13 protein-coding genes are annotated in these 14972 nt (G+C 73.9%); 5 read left to right on the forward strand and 8 right to left on the reverse strand.

Annotated features, from left to right (window positions below; all coding sequences use genetic code 11):
• Nucleotides 1-27: 27 nt before the first annotated feature.
• Both Vau01_RS48640 and Vau01_RS48645 read right to left on the reverse strand, forming a co-directional pair.
• The gene (locus Vau01_RS48640; RefSeq protein WP_204007755.1) at nt 28-882 is read right to left on the reverse strand and encodes a fumarylacetoacetate hydrolase family protein; all 855 of its coding nucleotides are present in this window, start codon (nt 880-882) and stop codon (nt 28-30) included.
• Nucleotides 883-920: 38 nt separating this feature from the next.
• Nucleotides 921-2303, reverse strand: coding sequence for a helix-turn-helix domain-containing protein (locus tag Vau01_RS48645; RefSeq protein ID WP_204007756.1), 1383 nt, complete (start codon nt 2301-2303; stop codon nt 921-923).
• 124 nt (nt 2304-2427) lie between these two features.
• Between Vau01_RS48645 and Vau01_RS48650 the strand changes: the two genes are divergently transcribed.
• Complete coding sequence (locus Vau01_RS48650; RefSeq protein ID WP_204007757.1) at nt 2428-3390, forward strand: YdhT family protein; 963 nt, start codon at nt 2428-2430, stop codon at nt 3388-3390.
• Between the two features lie 9 nt (nt 3391-3399).
• On the opposite strand, the gene Vau01_RS48655 is transcribed toward Vau01_RS48650, so the two are convergent.
• Nucleotides 3400-4074 carry a uracil-DNA glycosylase gene (locus tag Vau01_RS48655; protein WP_204007835.1) on the reverse strand — a complete coding sequence of 225 codons (675 nt, stop codon included), beginning with the start codon at nt 4072-4074 and terminating at the stop codon, nt 3400-3402.
• A 219-nt stretch (nt 4075-4293) separates the two neighbouring features.
• Between Vau01_RS48655 and Vau01_RS48660 the strand changes: the two genes are divergently transcribed.
• The gene (locus Vau01_RS48660; RefSeq protein ID WP_204007758.1) at nt 4294-4953 is read left to right on the forward strand and encodes a class I SAM-dependent methyltransferase; all 660 of its coding nucleotides are present in this window, start codon (nt 4294-4296) and stop codon (nt 4951-4953) included.
• An 89-nt stretch (nt 4954-5042) separates the two neighbouring features.
• Nucleotides 5043-5930 (forward strand): AAA family ATPase, encoded by an 888-nt coding sequence (locus tag Vau01_RS48665; protein WP_204007759.1) that lies wholly within the window; start codon nt 5043-5045, stop codon nt 5928-5930.
• On the opposite strand, the gene Vau01_RS48670 is transcribed toward Vau01_RS48665, so the two are convergent.
• The 4 genes from Vau01_RS48670 to thpD form a co-directional block, all read right to left on the reverse strand.
• The gene (locus tag Vau01_RS48670) at nt 5909-6847 is read right to left on the reverse strand and encodes a GlxA family transcriptional regulator (protein ID WP_239152515.1); all 939 of its coding nucleotides are present in this window, start codon (nt 6845-6847) and stop codon (nt 5909-5911) included. The genes Vau01_RS48665 and Vau01_RS48670 overlap by 22 nt on opposite strands.
• 157 nt (nt 6848-7004) lie before the next feature.
• Nucleotides 7005-10121, reverse strand: coding sequence for an AfsR/SARP family transcriptional regulator (locus tag Vau01_RS48675; RefSeq protein WP_204007761.1), 3117 nt, complete (start codon nt 10119-10121; stop codon nt 7005-7007).
• A 36-nt stretch (nt 10122-10157) separates the two neighbouring features.
• Nucleotides 10158-10892, reverse strand: a complete 735-nt coding sequence (locus tag Vau01_RS48680) for a class I SAM-dependent methyltransferase (protein WP_204007762.1) — start codon at nt 10890-10892, stop codon at nt 10158-10160.
• Between the two features lie 19 nt (nt 10893-10911).
• Nucleotides 10912-11820, reverse strand: coding sequence for an ectoine hydroxylase (thpD, locus tag Vau01_RS48685; RefSeq protein ID WP_204007764.1), 909 nt, complete (start codon nt 11818-11820; stop codon nt 10912-10914).
• A 143-nt stretch (nt 11821-11963) separates the two neighbouring features.
• Here thpD and Vau01_RS48690 point away from each other — a divergent pair, with 143 nt between their 5' ends.
• Entirely contained in the window at nt 11964-12407 is a 444-nt protein-coding gene (locus Vau01_RS48690) for a response regulator transcription factor (RefSeq protein WP_204007766.1), read from the forward strand.
• Between the two features lie 55 nt (nt 12408-12462).
• On the opposite strand, the gene Vau01_RS48695 is transcribed toward Vau01_RS48690, so the two are convergent.
• Nucleotides 12463-13434, reverse strand: a complete 972-nt coding sequence (locus tag Vau01_RS48695; protein WP_204007768.1) for a ParB/RepB/Spo0J family partition protein — start codon at nt 13432-13434, stop codon at nt 12463-12465.
• A gap of 228 nt (nt 13435-13662) precedes the next feature.
• On the opposite strand from Vau01_RS48695, the gene Vau01_RS48700 reads away from it, so the two are divergent.
• Nucleotides 13663-14934: an MFS transporter gene (locus tag Vau01_RS48700; protein WP_204007770.1), complete on the forward strand. Its 1272-nt coding sequence runs from the start codon at nt 13663-13665 to the stop codon at nt 14932-14934.
• The last annotated feature ends 38 nt before the right edge of the window (nt 14935-14972 follow it).

Consider the following 14972-nt stretch of genomic DNA (forward strand, 5'->3'; position numbering starts at 1 on the left):
GGCTCCCGGGTCAGTCCGGCTCCCGGGTCAGTCCAGCGCGGACCCCGGCCCGGCGCGGACCACGTTCCGGAGGCGCCCGACACCCTGCACGTCGGCCTCCACCCGGTCGCCGTCGCGGATCACACCGGCTCCCGGTGTACCCGTGGCGATGACGGATCCCGCCTCCAGCGCCATGCCGCCGGAGAAGTAGCTGACCAACCAGTGCGGGTCGCGCATCATCGCCGACACCGGGCCGCTCGCCACCGTCCGCCCGTTCACGATCGTGGCGATGCGTACGGCCGCGAGGTCGGGGATCTCGTCGGGTGTCACCACCCACGGGCCCAGGCTGCAGAACGTGTCGAACGCCTTCGCCCACGGAATGAATCGGGGGTTGGCCCGGATCACGTCCTCGGCGGTCATGTCCAGCACGGTCGTGTAGCCGAAGATCACCGATCCGGCGTCGCCGGGCGGGACGTCGCGGCAGTCCTCGCCGATGACGACGCCGAGTTCCGCCTCCGCGGTGACCCGCGCGGACTGCCGGGGCAGGAGGATGGTGTCGCCGTCACCGATGACCGTGCTGCTCGGCCGCAGGTACGAACCGGGCATGCCCGCCGGCTGTGCGACGTCGAGGTCCACGGCGTGCCCGCTGAAGTTCAACCCGACGCCCCAGAGCTTGGGCGGGTTGCGGTACGGCGCGGTGAAGCACCCGTCGCCGAGCGGCGCCGCGGTGCGCAGCACGGCGGGTTCGCGCAGCGCCGACCGGATCGCGTCGAGCTGTCCACCCACCACCACACCGAGCAGGTCCGGCCCCAGGTCCCGGTTCAGCACCGCGTTGATCGTGCTCAACCGGACCACGCCAGGGCCGACGCGGATGCCCACGTCGACGCCGTCGTCCGTCCGCATGCCGCACAGGCGCATGGCGACTCGCTTCCGCTTCGGGGTCAGGAAACCGTGCCGCCGCACCGGAACCGGACGACGTTGAGCACCTCCAGGACCGCGCGGTCGCCGTCGTCGCGGCGGCGCAGCAGGCCCAGCGTCAGCAGGGTGAAGACGTCGCTGGCGCAGTCGTCCGCGTCGATCCCCGCCGCCGCGGCGGCAGCGCCGACCGACCAGGCGAGCCGGCGGCCCGACATCGTCGTCAGCAGGCGTCGCTGCCGTGGGGTCAGGCCACCGACGATCTCCGGTACGGAGTCGAACAGCGGCGGCATGCCCGCGTCCACGAGGTCCGGCGGCCTGGCCACCAGCAAGGGGTTCGCCCGCAGCAGCCCGGCGAGCTGGTGCGGCGAGTAGACCAGGCTCCACCGGGCGGCGGACTCCAGGGCGGCGGGGATGCCGTCCAGCGCGTGGCAGATCCCGGCGATCGCCGCGGCGTTGTGCGCGTCGAGCCGGAAGCCCGGCCGGAGCAGCGCCGCGTGGCGCAGGAAGACCTGCACCGCGGCGGACCCGCCGACCGTCGCCGGATCGGCCTCGCTGTCCGGGGCCGGCTCGGGAAGTGTGAGCGGGGCGAGCGGCAGCAGCGATTCACCGGGGATCCCGACCGGGGACCGCGCCGTCACCATCACCCGCAGCCGGCCGCAGCCCTCCAGGAGCGCGTCGACGACGGGCGCCAGGGCGGGGCCCTCGCGGTCGCCCCGGGCGCCGTCGAAGACGATCAGCGCCCGCCGGGCGGCGACCGCGTCGCGCAGGTGACGGACGCCCGCGTCGCCGGCGCGAACCAGCTCTGGCAGCGTCAGGGCCGGATCTCCCGACCGCCCGGACCGGTCGTCCGGCGGGGACGGGCGCTCGCCGCACGGGATCCACAGCACCAGCCAGTCGCCGCGCTGCCGCACCGAACGGGCGAACTCCGCGGTGGTCCGGGTCTTGCCCACCCCCTCGATGCCCGTGACGGTCACCAGCCGGTGGTGCCCGGCACCGAACAGGTCGGCCAGCGCATCGAGCTCCGCGGTCCGATCGAGGAAGGGTCCGCCGGCCCGGGCGCCGGGTGGCGGACCCGGGTGGGTCGCCGGTCCGGTTCGCCGGTGCGCCGGATCGTCGGCCGCCGGAACCGGGCGCGGATCCTCGACGTCGAGCACGCGCATGAGAAGGTCCAGCGTCTCCTGTCGGGGCCTGGTGACCCGGCCGTTCTCGATGTCGCGGATCGCCCGCACGCTCAGCGTGCTGAAGTCGGCCAGCTGCTGCTGCGACAGCCCGGCGCGCAGCCGGAAGTCCCGCAGCCGCAGGGCCAGCGCCGGCGGGCGCGCATCCGCCGGCGGAACGGTCGGCGACGGCGGGTTCAGCGGCCACCGCACCAGGTTCGGCCCACCGGTCTCATAGGCGACGCGCACCAGCACCACCTCCGCCGCCCATCATGCGTAGCCGTCTCCCCCGGGCGCACGTCACCGCTTCCGGTGACGATCTTCGATCGCGTCGGCCCGGCCGACGGCGTAGACGCGGGCCTATACTCGGCCGGTGCCCGACCGCGACGACGCAGACCTCACCTGCGTCGAGATCCGCGACGAGACGGAGTTCCGGAAGCACCGCGACGACCCGCGCGCCTGTCTGCACATTCTCGACGGCACCTATCCGGTCATTTCCAGCACCGCCCGGATCAAGTCGATATTCTCCGGTGCCCGGGTGGAGCAGGTGCTGGGCCGCACCCGGATCGGTTCACTGCGCGGATCCACCAGTGTCCAGGTCATCGGCGCCGAAGCCGTCGTCGACTGTGTATGTGACTCGGCCGCGATCGGCTATCTCCGGGACGCCGCGACGGTGCGTCGGTTGTGTGACTCGGCACGGATCGGGTTCGCGTCGGACCGTGCGCGGATCCGGTCGGTGGAGGACTGGTCCACCGTCGGCTCTGTCGCCGGAGCGGCCCGCATCGGCGGCGTCCGGGACCAGTGCCGGATCGGCGACGTCCGCGGCGCGGCAACCGTGGCACTCGTCACCGGTCAGGCCGCGGTCGGCTCGATCGACGGCGACGCGGTCATCGGTTCGCTGGCGGGATCGGCCGCCGTGCACCGGGTCGGCGGCGCGGCGGCCGTGACGGCCACCGGCACCTCCCGGGTCCACGCCTACGGTGGCAGCGTCACCGCCACACCACTGGTCACCGTGTACCGGCACGCACCGGCCGCCCGGATCGCCGGCGGCACGGTCATCGACGTCTCCCGACCGGGCACCGACCCGCTCGCGTGGGCCGAGCACGCGGGAGTCCGCACCGTGGACGGTGTGTTGGTTCTGTACCGGGCGTCGGGTGACATCGAGGGCTCGCGGCTGACGAGCCATCCGCTGGCCGGAGACGTCGGCCGGGCCGAGACCCGCTTCGTGGCGTGCGCCGTCGACGTCGCCGACGCCGTGGTCGTCGACGAGGAGACCGTGACGGCGCGTTCGTGGCGCGTTCTGCACGAGGTCGACGAGTCCGGAAACCGCGTGTAGGTCCGCGGATCAGGACAGGCGCCAGTCGACCGGTTCGGCACCGCAGCGGCGCAGAAGCTCGTTGACGCGCGTGAACGGGCGGGATCCGCAGAATCCGCTCGCCGCCGACATCGTGCTGGGGTGGGCCGAGGCGATCTGCGCCACCCCGGCGAGGAGCCGGCCGTGGGCACGGGCGCGGTGACCCCACAGAACCGCCACCAGCGGACGGTCCCGGCCGGCCAGCGCCCGCAGCGCGTGTCCGGTCACCGCCTCCCAACCCCGGCCCTGGTGCGACGCGGGCATGCCCTCCCGGACCGTCAGCACGGTGTTCAGCAGGAGCACACCCCGCTCCGCCCACGGCGTCAGGTCACCGGTCGAGGGCATCGGCAGACCCAGGTCGACCGAGTACTCGCGAAGAATGTTGACCAGACAGCTCGACGGCGTGACGGAACGCGGTGCGGCGAAGCTCAACCCGTTGGCGTGTCCCCGCGTGGGGTACGGGTCCTGGCCCACGATCACCACGCGTACGTCGTGGAACGGCTCCCGAAAGGCGCGCAGGACCGACGTCCGCTCCGGCAGGTACGGACGACCGGCCGCGGCTTCCGAACGCAGGAAGTCGTCCATCGCGTCGATGTCGGGCAGGACCGGTGCCAGCGCGGCCGCCCAGCCCGGGTCGAGGTCGCGCGTCAGCGGTTCAACCGTCATCACGGCCGGCAGTCTCACCTGTGAAGCGGACGGGCGGAAGTCGCCTCTTCCTGGGACGCCGTCGCCTACATCCGACGCGGTCGCGGTTGTGGCAGAGTCCGCGCATGGAGTACGCGAAGCCGGGCCGCGCGTGAGCACACCCGCACTGTTCGATCGCGTTGCCGACGACTACGACCGGAGCGCGGCGGTGAGCAGCGGGGCCGCATCCAGGCCGGGGAGGTGCTCCGGTGGCTGGTGCCCGGACCGGTGTTGGAGGTGGGCGTCGGTACCGGCCTGGTCTCGGCGGCGCTGCTCACCGCCGGACGCGACGTCATCGGCGTCGACATATCGGCCAACATGCTCGTCCACGCCCGTCGACGGCTCGGTTTCCGGGTGGTCCGCGGCGACGCACGCGCGCTGCCGCTCGCCGACGAGTCGGTTGCCAACGTGGCCTTCGTGTGGATGTTGCTGTTCGTCGACGGCGCCGGCGCGGCGCTGGCCGAGGCGGCGCGCGTCCTTCGACCCGACGGCCGCGTCGTGGTGATCGGCGGCCGGCCCGCCGGCCCCCGCACCGACGTCGACGAGACGATCGCGCCGCTGGACGGACTGAGGTCGCGCCGGCCCCAGGACGTCGACGCGAAACTTCCGCGGCTCGCGGCCGCGGCCAGGCTCAGACCGGTGCACCAGGGTCTGACCACCGGGTACCCGGTCGAGACCGTACCGGAGGACATGGCCCGGCTCGTCGAGGAGCGTTCGGCGTCCTGGATGTCGCAGGTGGACGACGCCGTCTGGGAGAGGACGGCGGTGCCGGTCATCTCGGCGCTTCGTGGCCTGCCCGAACCGCAGCGCCCGCGGCGGTACCTGCAGCGCAACACCCTGCTGGTGTTCCGGCGCCCGTGACCTGAGGACGCGGGGCTGACGGCGGCGGGCCGGGTTATGCTGCCGCGCACCCCGACCGCGCAATCACACACACGAAGGAACCCCTGGAAATGACGACGAGTCCGCCGATTGTTGTCAACGGAGATCTCGGAAGCGGCAAGACGACGGTCTCCGAGGAACTGGCCCAGCGGCTCGACATCAAGCGCATCTGCGTCGGCGACCTCTACCGCGAAATGGCGCGCCGTCGCGGCATGACCAATCTGCAGCTCAATCTGCACGCCCAACTCGACGACGAGGTGGACGCGTACGTCGACCGCCTGCAGAGCGAGATCGCGCGGTCGGGTGAACGGTTGGTTGTCGACAGCCGCCTCGCGTGGCACTTCTTCCCGGGGGCGTTCAAGGTCCACCTGATCGCCGACCCTGTCGTCGCCGCGCAGCGGGTGATGTCCCGGCCGGCGAGCGCCGTCGAGTCGTACGCCTCGGTCGACGAGGCCATCAAGCGGCTGCGCGAGCGGAGCGACAGCGAGCGCCTGCGCTTCGTCACCCGGTACGGCGTCGACAAGACGCGGCTGCGCAACTACAGCCTCGTGTGCGACACCACCAGCGCCACGCCGGAGGAGGTGATCGGGTGCATCACGCGCTGCTACGCGGACTTCGCCGACGGCAGGATCGGAACCGAGGACACTCCCCTGCTGTTCCTGGATCCGCGGCGCATCCATCCGACCGCACCCGACGACCCCGACACGGCGCCGCAGCGGCCGATCCTGGCGGGATACACCGGCACGAGATTCTTCCTCGTCGACGGCCGGCGCAGGGTGAGTGAGGCGCTGCGCCGCGGGCATTCACTGATCGCCGCCCGGCTCGCCGCCGAGGCCGAGGAGGTTGTCGACGGTGGGCTGACCGCCGCCGAGTACTTCGCGTCACGAGTGGATCCGCGGCTGGTCGCCGACTGGGAGTCCGCTCACGACACGACGTTCTATCTGTCGGACGAGCCGTAGCGGCGCACGTCCGGCGGTTCGGCGGTCCGGCGGGTGGCGGTGGCGTCGAACGCCTGCCGGTAGGCCCGCAGCGGCACGCCCCGGTGCTTGACGAACCGCTCACGTAGGACGGTGGCACTGGCGTACCCCACTCGCCGGGCGACCTCCTCCATCGGCAGCTCGGTCGACTCGAGCAGCTCCTCGGTACGGATCAGCCGCTGGTGCAACAGCCAGGCGTGCGGGGTCGTTCCGGTGATGGCCTTGAACCGGCGGACGAAGGTGCGGGTGCTCATCAGGGCACGCCGGGCCATTTCGGTGACCGGAAGCGGACGGTCCAGGTTCGCGGCCGCCCAGTCCATCACCCCGGTCAGCCGCTCGCCCTCGCTGTCGGACGGCGCCGGCGCGAACTGTGCCCGTCCGCCTTCCCGGTACGGCGGCACGACGATGTACCGGGCAATGGTGTTGGCCACCGTCGAGCCGTGCTCCCGGCGGACGAGGTGCAGGTACAGGTCGATACCCGCGCCGGCACCGGCGCCGGTGACGATCCGCCCCTCGTCGACGTACAGCACCTGGGGCACCACCTCGACGGCCGGGTGGCGGGCGGCGAGGTCGTCGACCCGCAACCAGTGCGTCGTGGCTCGACGACCGTCCAGCAGCCCGGTCGCGGCCAGCGTGTAGGTGCCCACGCCGTGGCTGGCGAGGATCGCGCCCCGCCGGTGCGCGCCCCGGATCGCGGCCGTGAGCTCCGCGGACGGCTCCGGCGGCTCCGCCGACGGCAGCACCACGAGCAGGTCCGCTCCGGCGAGCCGGTCCGGGCCGTTGCCGACGACGAACGACAGTCCCAGATCCGTGGTCAGCCGCCCGGGCCGGTCGGTGCAGTACCGGATGCCGAACGCCGGCAGGCCGCGGGCGGCGCCGCCGCCGAACACCTCGGGCACCAGCCCCAGGCTGTAGGTGTGAACGTGATCAGGAACGTACACAGCAATGGATTCGAATCCGGACACGCTCCGACTCCCGTTGGCTGCGGATGGGCCGAAGCGAGGCTAGGTCCACGTCCTGACATTCCACGTTCGTGGCACTTGCCGGACGCTTGCGTCAGCCGATTCCGGTCGGCACGCCCATCTCGGCGAACCGGCTCGCGGCCTCCGACCGCAGCCGGTCGGCCGCGGCGGCGTTACCGACCGCCGCCTCGACCCGCGCGATACCGGCCGTCGCGCGGGCCTGTTCGTACCGGTCGCCGACCCGGGCCGCGACCGCCGCGGCCCGTTGGTGGTGTTCGCGGCTGGCGGCGTGGTCGCCCATCGCCGCGCGCACCTCGGCGACGCCGTTGAGCGCGCTCGCCTCGTGCCCGGGCACGCCGATCTCGGTCGCCACCGCCAGGGCGCGTCGGTGCTGGTCGAGCGCCTCGCGGTACCGGCCCAGCCGGGCGTACGCGCCGCCAGCGTGGTCCAGGGCGGACGCCGTCCCGGCCCGGTCACCGACCTCCTCGTAGATCGGTAGCGCCCGGGCGAGCAGGTCGAGGGCCTCGTCGGGCCGGCCCTGGCGCACGAGAGTACCCGCGAGGTTGTCGAGGGCCTCGGCCTCGCCCAGGCGGCTCCCGGCCGCATGGTGGGCGGCGTACGCCGCGCGGTGGTGACGCTCGGCCGCCGCGTAGTCGCCGAGCCGGTCGCAGGCGTTGCCGAGGTTGTCGAGCATCCCGCCGAGCGCGACGGCGTCGCCGGACTCCCGCGCGATGGCGAGCGCATCGAGGTACTGGTCCCGGGCCTGCCGGTAGCGTCCGGTCTGCCAGTACACGACCCCGAGGTTGCTCGCGACGCGGCCCTGGGTGCGGTGGTCACCGAGTTCCTGGTAGATCGCGATCGCCTGGCGTAGGTGTTCGATGGCCTCGTCATGGCGCGACCATCGCGCGTGAACGGTGCCGATGTTGTTCAGGCAACCGGCCTCCCCCGACCGGTCGCCGGCCCGCCGGACCAACGCGAGTGCCCGGACGAACTGCTCCAACGCCCGGTCGTGGCGGCCCCACCGCCACTCGACCGTGCCGAGCTGGCGGCGGCACATGGCCTCGCCCGCGACGTCGCCGGTGGCGCTGGCTGCGGCGACGGCCGGCGCGAGCATCGCCGCCGCCTGGAGGTGGTACGACGCGGTGTCGAGCCACGGCCAGAGCACCGCGATCAGCTCTACGGCATACCGCTCCCAGCCGTCGTCGGCGGCCCGCGCGACGACGGCCACCAGGTTCTCCAGCTCCGTCTCCAGCCAGCGCCGGGCCGCGTCGGCGTCGGTGAACGGCGCCGACCCCTCCGCGGTGCCGGACCCGTCCGGGAACACCGCGGCGACGGCGGCGCGGCCGGCGGCGACGTAGTGCTCGAGCAGGCGCCGCACCGCCGCCCGCCGCGCCGGCTCGTCGTCCTCGTCCGCGCACTCGGCCGCGTACACGCGGAGCAGGTCGTGCATGCCGACCCGGCCGGGAGCCACGGCGGCGATGAGGTGCGAGCGGGTGAGCCGGTCGAGGATCCGGCCGGCCCCGTCCGGGCTGGCGTCGAACAGAGCGGCCGCCGCGGCGTGGTCCACGGTGCGGCCGGGATGCACCCCGAGCCGGCGGAAGCCCTGCCGGGCATCGGCTGGCAGCCGCCGGTACGACCAGGACAGCACGCTGCGCACCGCGGTGCGCTCGTCCCCGTGTACGTCGAGCAGATCGAGCCGCCGGCGCTCGTCGGCAAGCTCGGCGTCGAGGACCCGCAGCGGGACGGTGGGCCGGCTGGCCGCCAGTTCGGCCGCCACCCGAAGCGCGAGGGGCAACCGGACAGCGCGCTCGGCCAGCCGCGACGCGGCCTCCGGCGCCAGGTCGACCCGTGCGCCGATCAGCGACCGCAGCAGGTCGACCGCCTCGGCCGGTGCCAGCACCCCCAGCGTGATCCGCCGGGCGCCGTCGCGGGCGACCAGCCCGGAGAGGTCGTCGCGGCTGGTCACCATGACCGCCGCCGACGGTCGGCCGGGCAGCAGCGGCCGGACCTGCTCCACCGAGGCGGCGTTGTCGAGCATGAGCAGCATCCGCCGGTCGCCCAGCGTGCTCCGGAACATCGCCGAACGCTCCGCCGGATCCACCGGGATCTGCGCGCCGTCCACGCCCAACGCGCGGAGAAATCCGGCCAACGCCTCCGTCGCGGTCACCGGCCGGTCGGTGTCATAGCCGCGCAGGTCGACGTAGAGCTGGCCGTCGGGGAAGTCGGTCCGGACCTGGTGCGCGCAATGCACCGCCAACGCGGTCTTCCCGACGCCGGCCGTACCCGACACCACGACCACCGGCGGGGCGAGGTCGGACCCGGCCGGCCGCGCCAGCGCGTCGATCAGCTGGCGGGCCTCCGCGGCGCGGCCGACGAACGCCCACGTGCCGGCCGGAAGCTGCGCCGGCCGGGCCGCCGGGCCCACCCCAGGGTTCACCGCCAGCGCCTCCGGCGCCTCGGGCGCCTCAGGCGCCTCGGTCCGCAGGATCGCGGTGTAGGCCTCGATCAGCTCCGCGCCGGGGTCGACGCCTAGATCCTCGGCCAGCCGCGTCCGGGTGGCCTGGTACACGGTCAACGCCTCCGACCGGCGACCTGCCGCGTCGAGCGCCCGCATGAACAGGCCCACGAGCCGTTCCTGCAGCGGATCCTGCTCGACCAGCGGGGCCAGCGCGGCGAGCACCCGGCCGGCGTCGCCGACGGCGAGATCCGCCTCGGCCCGCAGCTCCACCGCCTGCAGGCGCAGCTCGTCGAGCTCCAGCCCGACCCGCGCGCGCAGCTCGGCCGGCATCGAGTCGGCCATCAGCGGCCCCCGCCACAGCGCCAGCGCGTCGGCCAGCCGGGCCGACCGCGCGGCCGGCTCGGCGATCAGGCACGCCTGCCGCACCGCGGTCCGGAAGCGGTGCACGTCGACGGTGTCCGGGTCGGTCTCGATGACGTACCCGGGCCCGCGCGTGATCAGCCGCGCACGGGTCTGCGCCGTGCCGTCCGGGTCGAGCCGCCGCCGCAACCGGGAGACGTTGACCCGCAGCTGCGCCCGGGCGTTCGACGGCGGGTCGGCCACCCACAGCTGGTCGACCAGCCGGTCGACCAGGACCAGGCGGCCGGCGTCGAGCAGGAGCAGCCCGAGCAGGCAGCGTTCCCGCCGGCGGCCCAGCGGCACGCGGTGCCCCAGGTGCCAGGCCTCGATCGGCCCCAGGAGCCGAAATTCCATGGTCGGCCATCATAACGAGGCGCGGTCGCGGCGCGCTTACCGCAGGATCTCGCGCCACTGTCGTACCCCGCACACCCGATAGCGGTTGATCCGGCGGGTCGGCGCGGGCACCCGCCCGGCCAGCACCAACTCGTCGACGGCCCGCACCAGGCCGGGGTACTGCCGCGGCCGGTAGTCGTCGAACACGACGACGGCGCCGGCGTCGAGGTGGGGTTCGACGGCGGCGAAGTCCGCCTGCACGGCGTCGTACGTGTGCAACCCGTCGATGAACAGCAGCCGAACCGGCCCGTGCGACCAGGTGCCGGCCGCGTCGGTGGCGGTCGCACACTCGATGTCGACGAGGTCGAGCAGGCCCAGCCGGTGCAGGTTGTGCCGCATCAGGGGCAGCGTGCTGGCCGCACCGGTCGGGTCCTGGGAGTCGACGTCGCCGGACCCGCCGCGGTGCGGGTCGATCGCCACCACCCGGCCCTGTCCGCGCCCGCGGACCGCCTGGGCGAGCACGGCGGTGGACCGCCCCAGGAACGAACCGATCTCCACCACGCAGCCGGTGCCCGGCAGGTTCTTCGCCAGCGCGTAGAGCACGACGGTGTCGGCGCGCTCCCGGCTGAACCCGCCCACCGAGTCGACGTGCTCCCAGACCGCGCGGAACTCCGCCGGCCCGCGCAGTTCGAACACCGCGGAGTTCAGCTCGTCCCGGACCCGCTGGCCCAGGTCCCGACCGACCTGCCGAACGGTCGCGAGCCGGCCGGTGGCGGCCGTCGCAGGCGTCATCACAGAACCTCCTCCGGGGTCAGCCCACCGGCACCGGGCCGACGGGGGTGAAGTCGCGCGAGCCCAGGAACTCCGGCCGCGGCGCGGCGGCGGCGAACGGCTCGACCAGCGTGTTGTGGACACTGTTGAAGACCACGAAGAGGTTCATGCGCGGATCAGGCGTGATGTTGCCGTTCGACCCGTGCATGCAGTTGCTGTCGAACACGACGGCGTCGCCGGCACGACCGGTGAACGCGGTGATCCGGTGCGCCGCGGCGAGCGTGCGCATCGCGTCCTCGTCCGGTACCCCCACCGTCTGATCCTTCAACGACGTGCGGAAGTTCGCTCCCGGCGTGCTGCCGCGGCCGGTGACGAAGGTGCGGTGCGAGCCGGGCATCAGCAGCAGGGGGCCGTTGTGCGCGTGGTTGTCGGTCAACGCGACGCAGACGGTGAGGGCGCGGATCCGCGGCATCCCGTCCTCGGCGTGCCAGGTCTCGAAGTCCGAGTGCCAGTAGAAGTCCCGGCCGCGGAAGCCGGGCTTGCAGTTGACCCGGGTCTGGTGCAGGTAGACCGCCGAGCCGAGGAGCTGGCGGGCCGGCGCGACCAGCTTCTCCGCCGCGCACAGCGTGGCGAACACCGGGCTGAGGCGGTGAACCGCGAAGACCGACCGCAGTTCGGCGGAGTCCGGCTCGGGCACGAGCCGTTCGTCGCCGCGCAGGTCCGCCGCCGTCGCCAACCGCCGCACCTCCCGCCGGCAGGCGGCCACCTCGGCCTCGTCGAGCAGCCCGCGCACGACGAGGAATCCGTCGTCGCCGTAGCGGTGCATTGTCTCGGCGTCCAGCGGCCCGTCGTCGACCCCGCCGTACACCACCGGGTCCCGCCGGGGCAGGGCGACGGACGGGCCGCCGCGGCGGGTGGGGTAGCCGTCTCCGGCATGTTCGTTCGGCACGGCACGGCACGGTAACCGACCCGGTCCGTGTGAAGACCCACCGTTGTTGGCAACGTTCTGGCAACGCCGGCACGCAAGGGTGACACGGTTTCCGGCCACGGCCGCTCGTGCGGTGGCCCGGAGTGCGGTCACGGAAGGTGGACATGCGCGACGCCAGACAGAACGCGGAGGCCGATGCCGGGCCGGCCCGAAGGGCGGTCATCCACGTCGAGGTCCTCGACCCGCCACCGGTGTTCCTCCGCCGCCTCGTGGAGATCCTCGAGGCGGCGGGCGTCCGCGTGGTGGCTGCCCGGACCACGTCGACGGACCGGTCGGGTGGCACAGCCGACGGGCGCCCCGCCGACGCGGACGCCACCGGCGGCTCCGTGTTGTCCGCCCGCGAGGAACAGGTGCTCACGCAGATCTCGTGCGGGCTGACCCACACGCAGGTGGCCCGCCGGCTCGGGATCAGCGCGCACACCGTCGACACCTACGTCAAGCGGATCCGGTCCAAACTGGGGGCCGGCAACAAGGCCGAACTCACCCGGGCCGCGGTGTCGATGCGGTTGTCCGCCCCGCCGCCACCGTCCACCCGCCCGCCCCGCTGAGCCGGTCGCGTCGGCCGCGTCGGACTTCGCCGTGGTCAGCGGGCACCCGTGCCGGTCAACCGCTCATCGTGCGCACTTGCACAGCTGGCAGGTCGTCGGGTGCGCCGGCGAGGTCGTCGAGCCGGTCGGCGAACTCCAGCCATCGCTGGGCGCACGAGCGGGCCAGTTCGGCCATCAGCAGCGCGCAATGTGCCGGTAGCCGTTCCAGGTGCGCCTCGCCGCCGGCCGGGCCGCTCGCCCGGGCGTCGAGCCACCGCAGCAGGCCGCGGCCGTGCTCGGTCAGGCGCAGCGACGGGTCGCGGCGCAGGATGTGCAGCAGGGCCGCCGGATCGCGCAGCCGGTCGACGCGCACGGCCGCGTCGGCACCGTCGTGCGGGGCGCTCCGGTGCGGGCGGACCGCGTCGTCGCCCCGGGTGATCCTGGCCCGCACGTCGCGGGCGGTGCCGGTGGAGATCCCGGCGGCGCGGGCGATCTCGCGCAGCGAGGCGTCCGGGTGACGGGCGATGAAGTCACCGGCCAGCCGGCGTCCTTCGGTGGCGTCCAGCGGCCGCCGGCGGCCGTCGCGACCGATGCGCGCCGCGCCGGAGGTGGTCGGCGCCCAGCGCCGCCGGATGGCCGCGACGGTGTTGGGTGCCAGGCCGGTCACCGCCGCCACCGCCCGGTCCGACCAGTCCGGCTCGGTACGCAGGATCCGCTCCGCGGCGGCCTCCCGCTCCGCCAGGGACAGCGGCAGTCCGTGCATGACGTTGGCCTCGACCGCGAGCGGAAACGTCATGCTCTCCGCGCCGTCGAAGAACCGCACCCGGATCGTCTGGGCGCCGCGCAACCGGGCGGCGAGCAACCGGTGTACGCCGTCGATCACCTGCATCGTGGCGCGGTGCACCAGGATCGGGGGCAGCTCCGACTCCGCCTCGGCCAGGGTCCGGACGTGGTCCGGCCGCTCACCGCCGAGCCGCGGCGAGGTACCGGGCCGCACCGCGCTGACCGGCACGACCGCCGTGGGCGCGTTGTGCAGCAGATGCGACACCCGCCCGCCACCCGGGCCGGCCCCCGGCATCGGACGCGGGGCCGGCGCCCGGCGTGGTGGTAACGGCTGCACTGAACAGGTTCCTCCGAGCCCGACATCGTGACCGCGCCGGACCCGCCCCGACGGCGACCACCCTTCGTCGCCAAGCATGCGACGCGCCGCGCGGCCCCGCACGTCCCGTCTTCCCGGGACACGCCCGGCCCGGCCCGGCTACGCATACTTCGTGCCGTGGGTGGGGCTGCGTCCGGACGGCGGATCCGGCGCAGCGGCGACGCCCGGACCCTCCTTGCCCGGCCGGCCTTCGTCCGGCTGTGGATCGCCGCCCTGATCTCCCGCACCGGAGACTGGTTGCTGCTGGTCGCGCTGCCGGTGTTCCTGCTGCAGGAGACGGGCTCGGTGGCGGCGACGTCGACGATGCTGCTGATCGAACTCGTCACCCGCGTCGGCAGCGGGCACCTTCTCGGCGTCCTCGCCGACCGCTACGACCGCCGGTCGTTGGTCACGTGGACCTCGATCGGCCAGGCCGCCGCGCTGCTGCCACTCCTCGCGGCACAGGGCGACCGGCTCGTCGTGATCGTGTACGCCGTCGCCGCGGTCGAGGCCGTCCTCGGCACGCTGGCCGGGGTGACGCTCGCCGCGTTGCTGCCCGACATCGTCGACGGGGCGGACCTGATCCGGGCCCGCGGCCTGCTCGGCATGACCTCCGACATCGGCCGGTTCGCCGGCGCGACCGCCGCCGGGTTCGTGCTCGCCGGCGGCGGCATGACCGGCGTCGTGCTCGTCGACACCGGCTCGTTCCTCGCGGTCTGGTTGGTGTTCGCCACGCGGCTGGACCGCGCCGTCGCCGCCACCCCGGCCGGGAAGGCCCGCACCGGTTTCCTCGCCAGTTGGACGACCGGCCTCGCGGCGGTGCGCCGGGACCGCCGCCTGTGGGGTGCCGTCGTCGTCACCGGATGCACCGCGACCGCACAGGGCATTCTGCTGATCGCGCTGGTCCTGTTCGTCCTGGCGGTGCTGCACGGATCCGCCGCGCAGGTCGGTGTGTTCCGCGGCGTCGTCGGCGCCGGTGCGTTCGCCGGCGCGGCACTGGTCAGCGCGCTCGGCGAGCGGATCGCGCCGCACCTCCTCGCCGGTGGCAGCCTCGTCCTGACGGCCGTCCTCCTCGTGGCGATCTGGAACGCTCCACAGTGGACGACCGCGTGGCCTTACTACGTCGTCATGCTGACGCTCCTCGGGCTTCCGGCCGTCGCGTCGTTCACCGCGCTGTCGGTGCTCGTGCAGCGCCATGCGCCACGCGCCGGCCGCGGCCGCGTGTTCGGACTGCTGGCGTCGGTGAACAGCGGCGGCCAGGGCCTCGGGCTGCTGCTCGGCGGTGGCCTCGTCGATGCGGTCGGCCCCACCGTGATGCTCAACGGGCAGGCCGCGTTGACGCTGGTGGCCGGCGTGGTCGCGCTGACCGTGCTGCGCCCGGCGCCCGGCGCGCACCGACAGGTCGCCTGAAGACGGGACGCGCGGCCCGGCCGGAGCGTGTGGTTGGG

This window comes from Virgisporangium aurantiacum (assembly GCF_016863635.1).
Lineage (GTDB): Bacteria > Actinomycetota > Actinomycetes > Mycobacteriales > Micromonosporaceae > Virgisporangium > Virgisporangium aurantiacum.

Excerpts from the sequence above, each read along its gene's own strand:
- Vau01_RS48640 (WP_204007755.1), bottom strand. The coding sequence starts at position 882 with ATGCGGACGGACGACGGCGTCGACGTGGGCATCCGCGTCGGCCCTGGC.
- Vau01_RS48655 (WP_204007835.1), bottom strand. The coding sequence starts at position 4,074 with ATGACGGTTGAACCGCTGACGCGCGACCTCGACCCGGGCTGGGCGGCC.
- Vau01_RS48665 (WP_204007759.1), top strand. The coding sequence starts at position 5,043 with ATGACGACGAGTCCGCCGATTGTTGTCAACGGAGATCTCGGAAGCGGC.
- Vau01_RS48675 (WP_204007761.1), bottom strand. The coding sequence starts at position 10,121 with ATGGAATTTCGGCTCCTGGGGCCGATCGAGGCCTGGCACCTGGGGCAC.
- Vau01_RS48680 (WP_204007762.1), bottom strand. The coding sequence starts at position 10,892 with ATGACGCCTGCGACGGCCGCCACCGGCCGGCTCGCGACCGTTCGGCAG.
- Vau01_RS48690 (WP_204007766.1), top strand. The coding sequence starts at position 11,964 with ATGCGCGACGCCAGACAGAACGCGGAGGCCGATGCCGGGCCGGCCCGA.